Source organism: Novosphingobium sp. BL-S-33, from assembly GCF_056857025.1.
In genome coordinates, this window is record NZ_CM166474.1 from 3,231,936 (window position 1) to 3,246,366 (window position 14,431).

The 14,431-nt window shown below is 62.4% G+C and carries 15 protein-coding genes and 1 pseudogene; 9 read left to right on the top strand and 7 right to left on the bottom strand.

Translation table 11 applies throughout. From position 1 onward, the window contains the following. The first annotated feature begins 524 nt into the window (after window positions 1–524). Complete coding sequence (locus AC1VVM_RS15020; RefSeq protein ID WP_482955362.1) at window positions 525–755, top strand: hypothetical protein; 231 nt, start codon at window positions 525–527, stop codon at window positions 753–755. Window positions 756–1,072: 317 nt separating this feature from the next. Here AC1VVM_RS15020 and AC1VVM_RS15025 read toward each other — a convergent pair whose 3' ends face one another. The 4 genes and pseudogenes from AC1VVM_RS15025 to AC1VVM_RS15040 all read right to left on the bottom strand — a co-directional run. After that, on the bottom strand, window positions 1,073–1,282 hold the full coding sequence (locus tag AC1VVM_RS15025) for a hypothetical protein (protein WP_482955363.1): 210 nt from the start codon (window positions 1,280–1,282) through the stop codon (window positions 1,073–1,075). A 467-nt stretch (window positions 1,283–1,749) separates the two neighbouring features. Beyond that, entirely contained in the window at window positions 1,750–3,726 is a 1,977-nt protein-coding gene (locus AC1VVM_RS15030; protein ID WP_482955364.1) for a ParB/RepB/Spo0J family partition protein, read from the bottom strand. A gap of 118 nt (window positions 3,727–3,844) precedes the next feature. Continuing rightward, complete coding sequence (locus AC1VVM_RS15035) at window positions 3,845–4,249, bottom strand: DUF2958 domain-containing protein (RefSeq protein ID WP_482955365.1); 405 nt, start codon at window positions 4,247–4,249, stop codon at window positions 3,845–3,847. 218 nt (window positions 4,250–4,467) lie between these two features. After that, a pseudogene (locus AC1VVM_RS15040) lies at window positions 4,468–5,346 on the bottom strand (ArdC family protein); the annotation flags it as partial. Window positions 5,347–6,269: 923 nt separating this feature from the next. Here AC1VVM_RS15040 and AC1VVM_RS15045 point away from each other — a divergent pair. The 5 genes from AC1VVM_RS15045 (at window position 6,270) to AC1VVM_RS15065 (ending at window position 10,524) form a co-directional block, all read left to right on the top strand. Continuing rightward, the gene (locus AC1VVM_RS15045; protein ID WP_132392689.1) at window positions 6,270–6,452 is read left to right on the top strand and encodes a hypothetical protein; all 183 of its coding nucleotides are present in this window, start codon (window positions 6,270–6,272) and stop codon (window positions 6,450–6,452) included. A 60-nt stretch (window positions 6,453–6,512) separates the two neighbouring features. Beyond that, entirely contained in the window at window positions 6,513–6,770 is a 258-nt protein-coding gene (locus AC1VVM_RS15050; RefSeq protein WP_482955366.1) for a hypothetical protein, read from the top strand. A 341-nt stretch (window positions 6,771–7,111) separates the two neighbouring features. Further along, complete coding sequence (locus tag AC1VVM_RS15055) at window positions 7,112–8,482, top strand: TIR domain-containing protein (protein ID WP_482955367.1); 1,371 nt, start codon at window positions 7,112–7,114, stop codon at window positions 8,480–8,482. A gap of 525 nt (window positions 8,483–9,007) precedes the next feature. Then, the gene (locus AC1VVM_RS15060) at window positions 9,008–9,904 is read left to right on the top strand and encodes a lysozyme inhibitor LprI family protein (RefSeq protein WP_482955368.1); all 897 of its coding nucleotides are present in this window, start codon (window positions 9,008–9,010) and stop codon (window positions 9,902–9,904) included. A gap of 26 nt (window positions 9,905–9,930) precedes the next feature. Further along, window positions 9,931–10,524 (top strand): hypothetical protein, encoded by a 594-nt coding sequence (locus AC1VVM_RS15065; RefSeq protein WP_482955369.1) that lies wholly within the window; start codon window positions 9,931–9,933, stop codon window positions 10,522–10,524. Window positions 10,525–10,587: 63 nt separating this feature from the next. Here the strand turns inward: AC1VVM_RS15065 and AC1VVM_RS15070 are convergent, their stop codons facing one another. The 3 genes from AC1VVM_RS15070 to AC1VVM_RS15080 form a co-directional block, all read right to left on the bottom strand. Continuing rightward, window positions 10,588–10,821 carry a hypothetical protein gene (locus tag AC1VVM_RS15070; protein WP_482955370.1) on the bottom strand — a complete coding sequence of 78 codons (234 nt, stop codon included), beginning with the start codon at window positions 10,819–10,821 and terminating at the stop codon, window positions 10,588–10,590. 93 nt (window positions 10,822–10,914) lie between these two features. Beyond that, on the bottom strand, window positions 10,915–11,679 hold the full coding sequence (locus tag AC1VVM_RS15075; RefSeq protein WP_482955371.1) for an SDR family NAD(P)-dependent oxidoreductase: 765 nt from the start codon (window positions 11,677–11,679) through the stop codon (window positions 10,915–10,917). A gap of 171 nt (window positions 11,680–11,850) precedes the next feature. Next, entirely contained in the window at window positions 11,851–12,486 is a 636-nt protein-coding gene (locus tag AC1VVM_RS15080; protein WP_482905841.1) for a carboxymuconolactone decarboxylase family protein, read from the bottom strand. Between the two features lie 502 nt (window positions 12,487–12,988). Here AC1VVM_RS15080 and AC1VVM_RS15085 point away from each other — a divergent pair. The 3 genes from AC1VVM_RS15085 (at window position 12,989) to AC1VVM_RS15095 (ending at window position 14,428) form a co-directional block, all read left to right on the top strand. Next, window positions 12,989–13,525 carry a Ros/MucR family transcriptional regulator gene (locus tag AC1VVM_RS15085; RefSeq protein ID WP_482955372.1) on the top strand — a complete coding sequence of 179 codons (537 nt, stop codon included), beginning with the start codon at window positions 12,989–12,991 and terminating at the stop codon, window positions 13,523–13,525. Between the two features lie 311 nt (window positions 13,526–13,836). Next, complete coding sequence (locus tag AC1VVM_RS15090; RefSeq protein ID WP_482955373.1) at window positions 13,837–14,208, top strand: hypothetical protein; 372 nt, start codon at window positions 13,837–13,839, stop codon at window positions 14,206–14,208. A gap of 46 nt (window positions 14,209–14,254) precedes the next feature. Further along, the gene (locus AC1VVM_RS15095) at window positions 14,255–14,428 is read left to right on the top strand and encodes a hypothetical protein (RefSeq protein WP_482955374.1); all 174 of its coding nucleotides are present in this window, start codon (window positions 14,255–14,257) and stop codon (window positions 14,426–14,428) included. Window positions 14,429–14,431 lie beyond the last annotated feature (3 nt).

Here is a 14,431-nt window from a genome sequence, read left to right on the forward strand (position 1 = left end):
CGCAAAGGCCCAATTGCCCCGAATTTCCGAGCGCCGCCGCGCGGGTTTTGCTCAGGAAAACCACAGGTAACGCACATGCTGGCAACAGCTTGTGGACAGGCTTTTCCACAGGGTTATGGACCGGTGGAGCCCGGTCCATCGACGCCCGATCATCGATGACAGATGTTCGCGCATCGACCCATCTCGATCCGTACCTGAAAGAAGGACCATCCCTGGAGGGGATGGCCCTGAGTGCGAGGGAACGGCCCGGGTTATTCGAGGGCGCCGGGCCGCGAGAATGTACATACCCGGACCACTTCCTGCAGGGCAACGCTGCGCCCGGCGAAGCGAGCAGAGAGCGCGCCCGATCGCCAATGCCAAAGCGCCGGGCGCAAGGGGTCGCCCGATTCGCGCCTCGAATTCTGCCGCCGCCAAGGTCATACTCCGATGAACCGAGGTGCATCCGCATCGGTTCACGGGCGTTGGAATAGGGGAAGCCATGACCGCGACCGGCCCCCGACTGCGCCATTTCAGGGAGAGAATCGATGGATGAAGATGCTGTATTCGCCTTTGGCAGCGCGCTTGCCGCAATCGGAAGTCTTCTCGAGGAAAAGGGCCTTTGCACGGCGACGGAGCTCGCCCAGTCGCTCGGGCATGCCGCGATGGTGCATCTGAAAGCCGAGAAGAAATACCATGTGCGGGGCGAGTATTTGCGCGCCTGGGCGGTCTCGGTGAAAGCCGCCGCCGATGGCGCGAGCGCAGCGCCGCGCCACTGATGCAGCGTCAGCTTTCCCGCGCAAGAACTCCGCGGGCCTCGTAGTGCACACCGGTGCTGTTCAAGCAGAATGGTCTGGGGGGATCGCTCCTGCGGAGAAGAGCGATCCCCTACCAGTGCACTCCGGCATTTCCGAAGTCGGAGGCAGCAACGAATATAGTCCCGATCCCGGATAGCGGCATCGGGATTTTCCGCAGGTTGCGGTCCCTTGGCCCTTATTGACCAGTCGCTGTCAGCGGTGCGCGCACATCCGCCCGCGACCTGCCAAGCGGCGCCAATCTCGATGCGGGTCCTGCCGCGAATCCGCGCGCTGGCCTTTCAGCGCTGAAGCGTGACGAGGCGGGTATCGCCGCAAAGGCTGCAAATGTCCTTGCGCCGTTCAAAGCCGTTTGTCCCTGCAAGCTCGCGCGCGGTCTGATCCGTGTGTTCCAGCGGCGAGAGGCCCAGTGTCTGGGCGATGCAATCATCGCAAACCGGCTCGGGTGAGAGCCGGACGACAAGCTTTTCGATATCCTGAAGTGCTGTCATGTCCGTGCCCCGTACTGTTTTCCGAACTCAATGTTCGTCCCCGAATTCGGCCCGTGCCACCCGGCAGGGATCGGGGCAACGAACATTAGGGGGTAGCGGCGGCCCCGCGCCCTCAAGGCGCGGGGCCGCCGCGTAAATTTCTCCATCTTCAAAACGGTATCGAGGGCAGGTGAAGAAACGATGTCCGCCGATCTTCTCGCGCGCGGCCAGCCGCATCCGCTGCCGGGGCGGCTGCGGAGCGCGTAAGACGTTCGAACCTACTGATGCCCGGCGCTCCTGACGCCCGGCGCTCCTTACGCCTGCGACGACGTGGCGTGCTGCGGCAACCGATTCGGGCACCCGGGATTGAACCACCGATCATGGCCGCGCGCCCTCAGCCCCTTGGGCGCGGGCGCGCGGCCCACAAAACTTGCCGCCACTCGCGCGAGGCGACCGGAGGCGGATCGCTCCGCCTCCGGTCGTCGCCATCAATCACCCATTGGGGGATCATCGGGCTCGGCAACTTCACCGAAGCCGCTGCCAAAGCCGGTGTCTGGATCGATACCGGCGTCGGGCCCAGTTTCGGGCTCGAACTCTGAGGAATTAAAGTCCGGATCGGGCTCGTCCGCGCATTCGTCATGCTCACCGTCTCCGGTCATGGACGCGGCCACGCGCGCATGGGCCTCGACCGTGCCCACCCCGCCGCGCGTCGTATAGGCGGCGGGCGGGAAGGCCATCCAGCGCGGTACCCAGCCCTCCCGCTTGGGGCGCCCGCCTGCTCCTGCAAGATGATCGCGGATAATGCCGCGCAGGGTTTTCGCCTTCTCGCCCGCATTGGCGGACGCCACCAGCGATCCGGCCACTTCTCCCACCATCGCGAGCAGCACTTCGCGGTCGCGCAGCGTCTCGAGGAAGGCCTCGTCCGCCTCCCACCAATCGGACATCGACACGCCGATCTCGGTGCCGAGCGCCTCGACCGCTGCGCTTCCCGCCTCAAGCGCCTCGCCCATGACCAACGTAAGTACGTCCATCACCGCCGTATCGGGAAGTTCGATCAGGCGCGCGAACAGACGGCAAAGGTCACGGTGCGACCCGCGCATGCCGTAGCCATTGCCGCCGATTACTGTCGGGTCGTCATCGGGAAGGCCGAGCAGCGCCAGCACCGCGCGCCGCCGCTCGTCGAACACGGCCTCGGCCGGGCATTCGTCCACGCTCGCCTTCACCGCGTCGCTTTTCGCGCTCTGCGGTTCCGGGGTAATCCGCCAGAGCGGCGAACCGGCGATGGCATGGGCAACCATGAGCCGCAGGGCAATGCCCGGACGCTCAAGCATCGCGGCGCGCACGGCAGCGTGGCGGTGGAGATCGATATAGGTCTGCGTGACGGAAGTCAGCTCGGGTCGGTCGGCCTTGCCCATGCCAGTGCCAGTGCCAGTGCCAGTGCCAGTGCCAGAAGCTCCCCCGTCCGCGCCGGATGCCTTGGCCATGCGCGCTGCTTCCTTACGGGAGAGATAGCCCTCGTGGATGACGACTTCGCCATTGGCGCGCACATCGAGATAGACCCGCCCGCCTTTGCGCTTGGGGGTTTTCTCATGCTCCCACGAATGGAAATGGGTTTCGGGTCCGAGCACGACGGCATCGGCCCAGCCCGCCTCGAGAAAGGATGCCCGCTTCGCCTCGATGGCCGCATTCTGCAAATCCCAGAAAGCGTCCGTCTCGGCAAAATAGGCATCCTCCCCGAACAGGTCCGCGACTGTCGCAAGTCCGCTGGCCTCGGCATCGAAAAGCGCGTGTCCCACCGGCACCGACTGCCCGCCGAACAGCCATGATTTCAGCTGATAGCCGCGCGGCGCGTAGCTGGCGGGATCGTCGGCAAGGGCAAGCCATGCCTTCTGCTGCGACTTCGATGCGAGGGTGAGGTGCCGGATGGTGGCGGCATCGATTTCCTCGGCGCGGTACATCTCGCGGATGCGCGGAAGCAGGTTGCCGAGCGCGAGGATGCGCTTCACGGCAAGGTCGGGCAGGCCGAAAGTCTGCGCGATATCCTCAATCGTACGGCCTTCCTTCACCAGCCGGGTGAAGCAGGCCCAGCGCGAAACCTCGTCGGGATCGAGCCGGGCAATGTTCTCGATGAGCGACGCCTCGACCGCGCTGGCATCGTCGGTATCGCCCAGAACCGCGCAAGGGAGCATGGCGGCGTCGGGGTCCGGCTCGCCCGCCTCGGCGCGGGCGGCCTGCCGTTCGGCCGCGACGATTTGCGCGGCATGAAAGCGGCGGCACCCGGCAACGATCTCGAAATGGCCCGGCTCTCCATCCCCTTGGCAATTGGGCCGCACGAGGATCGGTTGGATCACGCCGCGCGCCCGAATGGTCGGCAGGATGTCGGACACGTCGGGGGCCTTGCGGGCGTAACGCATATTCGATTTGCTGACGGCAAGGTTGCCCAGCGCAATGAATTCGAGTTTCATGGGTAGCACTCCTGATTGAGAGTGCCGGTCCACCGAGTTCGTGATGGGATAAGGTGGACCGGCTTAGGTCTGGGCCTTCCGGAACCGATTGCCCCGGCTGCCCGGCGTCATCCGCCCCTCAGCGGGGCGAAAGCCTGATGGCCGCCGGGTCCTCGCGGGTCAGACGGTCCAGAAGCAGCGCGGCATCGGGGATCGATCCTGCGAGGCGGGCGGCCTCGGTCCAGACCGAAAGCCTGTGCCGGGTACTGAAAGCGATATCGCGCTCGATGGTGAGGCCCATCGGCAAGCGAATCGCCTCGATCTCGCGAAGCGAGGAAATGCCAAGCTCCGGGCATCCGAAGCCGAGGTCCGCCAGCCCGAACAGGGTGTCGTCGTCGGCGTAGAGTTCGGAAACCAGCCAGACCGCGCGGCCCATGGGATTGAACAGGCGGACCAGCGGCAGCGGGTCGAACTTGGGATTTTCCATGCAATGCTCGAAATTGGCACTGAGCATCGAGCGGATGGAGCGGGTCAGGAGGGTCATGCCGTTGCCCTCCCGTTTCCCGGCAAGGCCGCGCAGGGCGCAGTTTGCGAATCCGGTAGCGCCGCACCTTCGCCGACCTCAGCGCCCCCACCATTCGCCGCATCCGGCCCGCCCGCACCACCGCGCCACTTTCCTGCAAGATTTCCGTCAGATAGGCTGACATCAGGGGAAGCGGAGGGGCCCGCCTCTGCATCCAGTTCGAGGCTTTTCTCGAGATTGGCCCCCTCATGGCGAGCGAGCAGCCAGTCGGCGGCTTTGCTCGCCATGCTTGCTGCCCGGAAGATCGCGCGGTTGTCCTCGCGCAGCACTTCGAGCCATGCTCCGATATAATCGGCATGGCGCACGGTGGGCACGATGCCGAGCGCGGCGCAAAGGAAAGCCGAGCCCATTTCGGCCAATAATTCCTCGCGGGCGTAGTCCTTCGAACCGAACGCATTCGTCAGATTTCTACCGAGTCGCGATGCGTGGCCGGTCGCGTGGGTCAGCTCGTGCAGAGCCGTCCTGTAGAAGTTCACCTGATCGCGGAACGCCTGCTGCGGCGGCACAGCCACGAAGTCCGCGCCCGGCGCATAGAATGCCTTGTCGCCGCCGATACGAAAATCAACACCGCTTGCGGCGATCACCGCCTCACCCACCGGCACGATTTCCCGTTCCGGCAAGGCAACCTGTTCGGGGAGCAGATCCTCCCGCAGCCCCTCGCACTGCGCCACGTTGAAAACGGTGAAGCGCTTGAGAAAGGCAATGGACCTCGCCTCCCCGCCGCTCTCGCGTGCGCGCTCTTTCTCGGCCTCGGGCGTGAAGCGGTCGGCATAGACAACCTGCGTGCCATGCTCGCCTTTGCGCACATTGCCGCCCGCCTCCAGCGCCTGCTTGAACGTCAGCCAACCTTGCGAAGGCCAGCCGCCCGCAATCACTGCTTCCCACAGGATCAGGACATTGATCCCGCTATAGGGACGCCGCGTCAGGGCATTGCGGGGAAGACCGGGAGCCGCAAGGCTCCCACCCTCTCCGGCTCCGCCGCCTGCCGCCGGGATGCCCCACGGCTGCACCCAAGGAACGCATCCGTTCTCAAGCTGGGCAATGATCCGGCTCGTCACCTCGTCATAGAGCGAAGCCCTGTCGCTTGCGGAACCGCGCCCGCGCGAAGTCTCGCCCTGCCCATTGCACGGCGTGTGGCTGCCGATATCTCCAGTTTCCGACCCCGCGCATGACGGAGCCTTGCGATTGCTGCGCATGTCTCATCTCCAAGACCCGCCCAAAACCACCATGGCCTCCCCCGGCGAAGGCGGGGGTGGGCGGCCCGGACGACCGACAGGGCCCGCGCCAGGCAGCGCCTGCACCGCTTGCGGCCGGAACGTTAAGTGGAGGAGCCGCGCCTCGGCGCGGCTTGCAGGCGATGCCGGCGGGCCCAGACGGGCGGCAAGCCCACCCGCGCATTCGCTCGGGGCCAGGCTCACGGACAACGCCGCGCGCGGCACCCCGCGCGCGCCTGCATCAGGGGGCGCCGAAGGCGCGCCCTCGCCGCGCCAGCGATCGTGGCCGCAAGGACGAGACCCGACGGGGCTCGGTGCCGTGCGTGCGGACCAGGCGGGCGTTCAGCCCGTCCGCGCGCAGCATAGAGCGCGTTCGCGCCTCAGGCGCGGGGCGCCCTGCCCATTCTGCCCGCTAATACGGCCGTCCAAGAGGCTGAAACCCATCCGCCCCGCCGATCGCTGCACATCGGCTCGGCCTCAGTGACGAGCCTGTAGATCCCGGCCTTTCCGCCGGACGCGCCGCATGACCGCACGACCGCACCTCCCGCAGGCCCTTGGCCATTTCCCGTTATCCATTGGACGTTACCCGCTGCCCGCTGCCCAACTCTGGCACAATTCAGATTGGTTCCCGAGATTCCAATAAATACTTCACAGGCCGTGAATAGTCCGCGAAGAAAAGGTCACTTTTGTTCACAGGAGCCAAATCGTTTCTCGTGCAATTATTATACACCACGCAAGAGCGTTGGATGTGTACTTTGGAGAGAACCATGAGCATCGAAGGCAAGGCCAAGGAAGCTGCCGGCTACATCAAGGAAGAGATGAACGAGCACGGCAAGTCGCCCGAGGCGCAAAAGAAGGCCCAAGAAGGTCGCGATCTTCGCAACGAAGGCCGGGTCGAGGACGGCAAGGCGCCGAAGACCTCGAAGCCGGGTACCGACAAGAGCGAATAAGCCACGACGGGCCGGCGTGCCCGTCACGCCGGCCCGGTCATTCCCGGAGAGTTTCGCCGCATGTTTACGCAGCTCAACCCCACTGTTCCCCTGCACGTTCTTGGCAAAGGCGACGGCTACGCGATCGGGATCATCGACTACGGCCAGGAACACAACCTGATCTGGGTCACCGCGCTCGATGGTTCGGGTGAGATCTGGTGCGCGCCCAATGCGACTGTGCGGCTTGGAAAGAACTGGACGATGGGTCGGCAGGAAAACCCGCTCATTACCCAGCACAAGATCGCCGAACGAACAGCGGAGCCGCGCTCGGCCTGCTGACAACTCGTTGATCGGAAGTGACAGGGAGAGTTCGTTCAGCATCCAACGCTGCGCTTGACCGCGCTCAGGATCCACCCAGTTCTGGACCGATTGGGGACATTCACCGGCGTCCGCGCCGGATAGAGCGAATATTGACTTTGCGGCACGCGCCTTCAGCGGCCCCCGCGGGTGCGAAAACGCAGTTGCGCACAGGACAAGGGTCCTTTTTTGTTCCGCCGCTTGCACCCTTTTGAATGGTCTCGCATATCTCTGGAATGTCGAGCGATTCAGCCCCGCAACCGCCCTGCGTCTTCATCTCCTACTCCTGGACCACGCCGACGCATGAGGCCTGGGTTCTTCAGTTGGCGGAACGGCTGGTGGAAGACGGCATCGATGTAAAGCTCGACAAGTGGGATCTGCATGCAGGCCACGATTCCTATGCCTTCATGGAATCGATGGTCACGGACCCGACGGTCACCAAGGTCCTGATGATCTGCGACAAGGCCTACGCGGCGAAAGCCGACCAACGCACAGGCGGCGTCGGCACCGAAAGCCAGATCATCTCGCCCGAACTTTACGGCAAGACCAGCCAGGACAAATACGCCGCCGCGATAACCGACCAGGGCGAGGACGGCAGCGGTCATGTGCCGGTGTTCTACCGCAACCGCATATTCTTCGATTTTCGATCGGGCGATCGCTACGAGGAGAGTTACGAGCAGCTCTTGCGCTGGCTTGCCGGCAGGCCGCAGTTCGTCAAGCCCAAGCTCGGAAAGCTTCCCGACCACATCATGGAAACGCGCCCGGCGGCTACGGGAACACGCTCTGCGCACCAGCGCGCGATGCGGGCGGTCGAGGACGGCGCGCCGCAAGCGGCCGCGCACGTGAGAGGTTTCGGTGAAACGCTGGTCGGCGAACTGGCTGGACTTCTGCCCATCTTGGAGAACAGCGAGGAAATCGATGAAACGATCCTTGCCACGGTCGCCTCGATCCGGCCCTACCTTCATCAACTTGCCGAGCTGACCCGCGCGATTGCCCGGTTCAGCAGGGATACCGAAACCTGGGAACGGCTGCTCGGAATTCTGGAGCAGGTCTTGCAGCTGACAGTTCCGGCGTGGGGCGGCGGCAGCCGGCACCCCTGGCAGTTGGACGCCGTGAAGATGGCCGCACACGACGCGTTTCTCTCGACCTTGGCTATCGCGCTCGATGAAGAGCGCTTTGACCTCGCCGATCGCCTGCTCAAACGCGCCTGGCTTGTGGGTAACCCCTATGGCGCGGTCAACAAACGCGCGACCTCGGATTTCTCGGCATTCGCGCAGCAGATCGAATCGCTTGAACACCGCAACAGACGGTTGGATTTGCGCCGCATGAGTCTGTTTGCCGACCTGGTGAAGGAGGCGCACGACAACGGCGCCCTGCCCGAGTTCGAGAGCGTCATGCAGGCAGACTTCCTTTGCCACATTAGAGGGATGGCGGTCGGCGAATACAATGGCTGGTACCCGGAAACGCTCATCTACGCGACCAACCGATTTACGCCGTTTCCAATCTTCGCTCGGGCTGAATCGAACCAATTCCTCAATCGCGTCCTCGTCGCGGTCGGCGAGCCCGACCTTCACGCTTTCACGGCGAGTCTTGCGAAACTGCACAGCAATCAACCCGGCTACGGGCTGTTCCGGAGGGGCGGACTCCCCGTCAGCTCGCTTGCCAATGTGAAGCATCTGGCAGTGAGGCCGTGAGGCTGCTTTCGGGACATCTCGACTTTGTCCCGGCTGATGGTCGGAAACGGTCCGGCCGAGGGGCGCGTGTCAATCGGCCTTCCGGGATCATTACCTCTAGATGATCAAGCGCGTACTTGAGCCATTTTTGATCGAAAATTCCGCAGCATAATCATTTTGGCTGCTTGCTCAAAAACCAAGCGCGTTCATAGTGGGTGCCTTCGTCAGAAGGGAAAGGGGGCCGGAAGGTGCGACCCGATCCCGGCAGCGGCGACCGGCCTTTTCGCCCCCTGGCCGGCGCCGTCCCTACCCTTCGGAACCGGAGCAAGTCAGTAAAGTGAACGATTATGCCGATACGGACGCCTGCTCGGCGCACGTGACGCTGAGTGGCATGTCTCGGCCATAAATTACAATCCAGGAAACTGACGATCAATGTAAGATGTTCGAGCACTGCCAAGTCTATAATGCCCTCTGCAGGGGCATAACGGTGACGGTTTCGTAACGATCGGTTGGTTAATCGCCCCTCGAGTTTGACAGGGGGTTCGAATGATCAAGCGTATGGCAGTGCTTTTACTGGCGAGCGCCAGTTTGTCGGGTTGCGGGGCGATTTCCGACATGTTCAGCACAAAAGTCGATTGCATGAACGAGGACGGTCAACGGACCGCAATCGATCTGGTCAAGGAAAACATCGAGAAGGGCGTCAGCAAAATCGGCAAGAACGACGATCATCCGGTTCCGATGTCGAAAGTTCGCGCTACGATCGCGCAGCTGCAGTTCGCGTTCGAGGACGTGCGCACGTCGAAGGAAGACCCCAACAGCAGCAAGAAGTTCTGCGCCTCGAAGCTCAAGGTGACCTTCCCGGTGCAGATGCTCAACGATGCATCGAAGGTCCTCGAAATGCTATCGCTTCCCGAGCTTACCAAGGCTGCGGACGATATCGGCGCCGAGCGTAACGCAAATGCGTACAAGATCGATCTCGATTTCTCGGTCCAGCCGACCGACGACGGCAAGAAGGTCTATGCCGAGATCGATGGCGCGGACAAAACGTACGAATTCCTGAGCGGAATCGTGAGCTCGAGCCTGTTCCGCAAGAAGACCGAGCAGGCCATGCAGGATGCGCAGAATCAGGCCGACGCCGAGCGGGCGTATCAAGAGAATGCGCAAGCCGACTCCCGCAAGGCCGGATACGAAGAAGCCAAAGCGACGAGCCAACTTGCGCAGCAGTCGATCAATGCGGTGTGGAACTCGATCCCGGAAGATCGCCGCCAGCAGGTACTCCCGATCCAGCGGGCCTGGATCAAGCGCAAGGGCGCCGAGTGTCGCATCCAGGCGGCGTCCACCTCCGTCGAGCCGACTGAGCGCGAGACGGCACGCCTCTACTGCGAAGCACGGATGGACAACGATCGCGCGAACGAACTCCAGCAGCTGGTCAGCTACGAGTGATGCGCCGCAAAACCAGGAGAGTGAACGTGCGTCTTGCGCTTACCGCCCTCGCCCTTGGCGCCTCGGCCATCGTTCCGGGCCTTGCTAGCGCCCAGGCCTTCGGCGTCGCCATGGGCGCGCCGCCTTCACGATACGGCGGCCGACTAGTCGATCCGAGCGATCCGACATACTTTTCGGTTACCGTTCCGCAGCCGAACGGAGAGTTCGAACTATATAACGCTATCTCGACGCCGGAGACGGGCATTTGCAGGATCAGCGGCTTAGGCCGCGATCATGACAATGACCCAACCGGAGCCGCCACCCTGTCCGACTTTAATGCGATGAAGAAGGCGCTGGAGGTCAAGTACGGGACCAGCACCTCGTACGACTTCCTGGTCGATGGCGCGACCTGGGATAAGCCCAGTGAGTGGGTGTGGTCGCTGTTCAAGAAAGAACGATCCGTGGCATCGTTCTGGTTTGCCGGTGAAGGGGAGACCCGGCTCCCGCCGGCAATCGCATCGATAGCGCTGGAGATCAGGGCAATAAACGCGAATTCTGCCTACATCACGATCATCTATGAATTTAAGAACTTCGATCGATGCCTGGCTATTCTCCAACAAGTGAAATACTCAAGCCTTTGAAAACGGGCCTCGGCGCATTTCAGTCCAAATTTCGGATTGTTCGTGGTTTCGCCAAGCAGGCATTCAGAACGCGAATGACAACTGATCGGGATGCGCCGGCCGCCGGCGCATCCCTCGCTCGCGAACTATATCCTGATCGACGGTTCCAAAGATCACCTTGATCATATTGAGCGCTCGCAAATTGATGCTGCACGAAGCCTCGAGACGGCGCATTGCGCGCGCCGGATCGCGGTATACGCCTTCTCCGCTTCCCACCTGACCTGAGGCGATCGCACGTCCGTGGCGGAGCATCGGCATCGGGGCTAGCCGAGGGATTTCCTTCCTCTCGGCCCAAATGGACGGAAAAGCCAACGTAATCCTACTTATCCTGCCGGACAGGTGTCTGCGCAATCAGGCAGACCCCATGTATCTACCGCCATTGACGCTGATGGTCTGGCCGGTGATGTAACCAGCGTCGGGCGAAGCGAGGTAGGCGCAGGCGGCAGCGATGTCCTCGCCAACCCCCAGACGGCCGACCGGGATGGTCTTTCCAAATGCTTCCATATCGAGCGTTGTCGCACGGCGCAGCATTGGCGTGTCGATGGACCCTGGGGGGACCATATTGAATGTGACGCCGCTCTTGCCGAATTCGAGGGCCAACGCCTTGGTCAGTCCGAGCAAGCCGCCTTTACTGGCGACATAGTGAGCCTGGCTAGGCGAGCCGCTCTGGGTCGAGGAGGATGTGATGTTGATGACCCGGCCCCACCCGGCATCCAGCATCGCGGGCAGCATCTCGCGGATGCACAAGTGCGGTCCTGTCAGGTTGATGCGGAGCATCTCCTCCCACATGGCGACGTCCTGATCGAAATACCGGACATGTGGGCCGATACCGGCATTGTTGACAAGAATGTCGATCGGGCCAAGCGCGGCTCGGGTCTCATCCGCTGCCGCCTTGATCGCGGCCTCATCGGCGCAATCGACGCCGAGGGCGATGGCGGCATCGCCAGCATCGGTGATGCCCTTGGCGGTTTCGGCCGCGGCATCGCCATTGATATCCCATACCGCCACTTTGGCGCCGTCGCGAGCGAAGCGCTCAGCGATCGACCGCCCCATGCCCGAGCCAGCGCCGGTGACGACGGCGACTTTCCCGTTAAGCGGTGCGGGGATCATTTTCATCTGTTCTCTTCTCGGGATGATCGCTTTTTTTCGCCGGATGCAAAAGCTGCCGGTGCCTGTCCGCGAAGGCGACAATGTATGCACCTGCGCCTTCAGGCCACCGGCCCCGCTTTTTCAGCGCCACCGCGATGGGATGATTGGGAAATCGATCGAGCCTGCGCGCCCCCGCTCTCAGCGCCTGCGCAATCCGGTGTTTCCCTCCAGCAGGTCGAAGCGCATTGTGTTAAATACCATCGCAGCCATGACATATTGGCCGACAAGGCCGGGTAATTCCATGAGTTGCGGTTCGCTCCAGCGACTGGCCAGCACCTCCCACGTGGCGTCGGCAATGGCGTAGTCACCCATCAGCTCCTCCACCGCGCGCACGATTGCCCGATCGAAGTCATCCCAGCCCTCAGCATTCGACCCTTGGGTGACGCGCTCGACTTCCACGTCCGAAAGTCCGGCCTGTTTGCCATATACGAGGTGCTGCCCCCATTCGTAGGGCGTTCGCGACAGCCACGCGACCCGCAGCACCGCCAGTTCTCGTTCGCGCGCAGGGATGCAGCCGCCCCGGCCAAGTTCGTTGCCCAATTGCAACTGAGCCCGGTATAGCCCGGGATGCTTGAACATGATGCCGAAGATGGATGGAATGTCCGACGTGTCGATGGCTTCGACTTTGGAGAAAGTCTCCGCAATCAGCTGCCGTGCCTCATCGGTAAACTCGTGCGGGTCCAACGGGGCGATGCGGGGATTTCCCGAAACTTGCGCATCGCGTGCATCGATGTCGAAATGCGTCGGACCGGATTGAATGCGGTAGTCGTTCATTGTGGCCTTTCTTGAAACGGCGGAACCCCGCTCAGATGCGACTGGCAAGCGCTTCCGCCCGGAATGGCGACAAGCGTACCGAACCGGCCGTGGGTCCATCCAGAATTGCGACAACAACGACATGAAGCAAGCCGCACATCGCTACCGAGGAAGCAGGCCGGGCACACACCTGCGGCAAATATCGGCGTCCCGCTGTGTGAACAGGCACGCCCGCCACCCGATCGGCAAGGTGGCCACTCATTTCATTTAAAGTGCAGGCGGAGTGAGAGACCTGCAGATGAAAGCGCAAACCAATGACGTTCGCGGCGATTTCGATCGATCCATTTCAGGACGGGATCATTATTTTGAATGGTCCCCGCGCACGATATGTTGCGCTTGAGCAAGGAATGAAGGAGAGTACCCAAACCAATAAAATATTCGGGCACTCGTACAACCAATGGCAGACGAATCTCTTCTTTCTCTCGCTGCAGACATCATCACCGCACATGTCAGAAACAATTCTGTGCCGTCGGATCAGCTCACGCAATTGATCGAGACGGTCTACGGATCGCTCGCCAGTCTCGGCAAGACGCCCGAGCCCGCTGTGGAAGCGCCGCGTGAACCGGCCGTTTCGATCCGCGCTTCGGTAAAACCGGACGGGATCGTCTGCCTGGAATGCGGATCGAAGTTCAAGACGATCAAACGGCACCTCACCACCGACCACCAGCTGACGGTTGAGGAATACCGCCGCCGCTGGAACCTGCCGGCCAGCTACCCGACAGTCGCGGCAGATTATGCCGAGCGGCGCCGCGAGCTTGCCAAGACGATTGGTCTCGGCCGCAAGAAGGGCAGCAAAGTCGCCGTCAAGGCCAAGGCGCAAAAAGTCGCTCCGGTGGCCGCAGAACTCGCCCCTGAACCTGCAGCCGTGATGGCTCCCGAGCCGGAAGGATTGAACCCCACCGCCCTTCCCGCAGCAACGGCCAAACCGGAAAGCGCGAAGAAGACGCCGGCAAAGGCGAAAGCGGCCCCGCGCAAGAAGCTTGGGATTGCGGCCGAGTAAATAACCGGCCGCACCGTACGGGAGCGCTCGATCCCCCGCTCCCGTACGCGAACAAAATTGCCGGCGTGTGCCTATGTGCTGCGCTGTAAACAGAGCCTTATTCGGAGCTCATCCGGCAATCTTTTCACATTAAATCAGTATGATGCTGATGTGATTCGGGCCCCCGTAGACCCGGACAAAGTCTGAGACCCTCGACTCTTCGACAGGATGGCTCGGCCCTGCGCGGCCGGGTCATTGAGGACATGAGAGTCCCAAAAGGCAGCGTCATTTGTCAGCTCATGCACGGACCCGATCGGTGGGATTATCGCGGCATGGCAAAATCGCCTCACACTCTCGCACGCGAACAGATCGTTCAGGCTGCCGAGAAGGCACAGACCGATTTGAGCGACCACGGCATTCACCTCGAGACCTGCGACATCATCAAGATCGCTGCCGATTATGCTGCCAAATACGCCGTGCTCAGTACGCAGTATGGAACCAGCGAGTCGCGGCGTGAGCTCGGCGAACAGCTGCGGCGAGAATTCATCACTCGCATGGCCCATTGGGAGGACATCTTCCTGGGCGGCGGTGAGAAAATGACGATCTCGAATGATCCGCTGCCCACCCTCCGCAAGATCGAGCTGCTCGACATGATGCTCATGCCGCCTGCAAAGAGACGCGGACGGCCGCCCCGCCGGCCTTGATCCACCGCCTCATGTTCTATATATGTTCCCGTCAAGGATGGAGCATATGGACAGCATCAAACAGATCCGCGACGCCGTTGCCAGCGAGCTTGAGAACCGCGGCCTCGATAACCGAAGGTTCCTGCGCGAGATCCGCGCGGGCAAACGTGACGACGGCCCCTACATGATCGGTGCGCTTGCAGCGGCCCGCCTTGCCGAACTCGCCGATAAAGTCGGCTGAGGT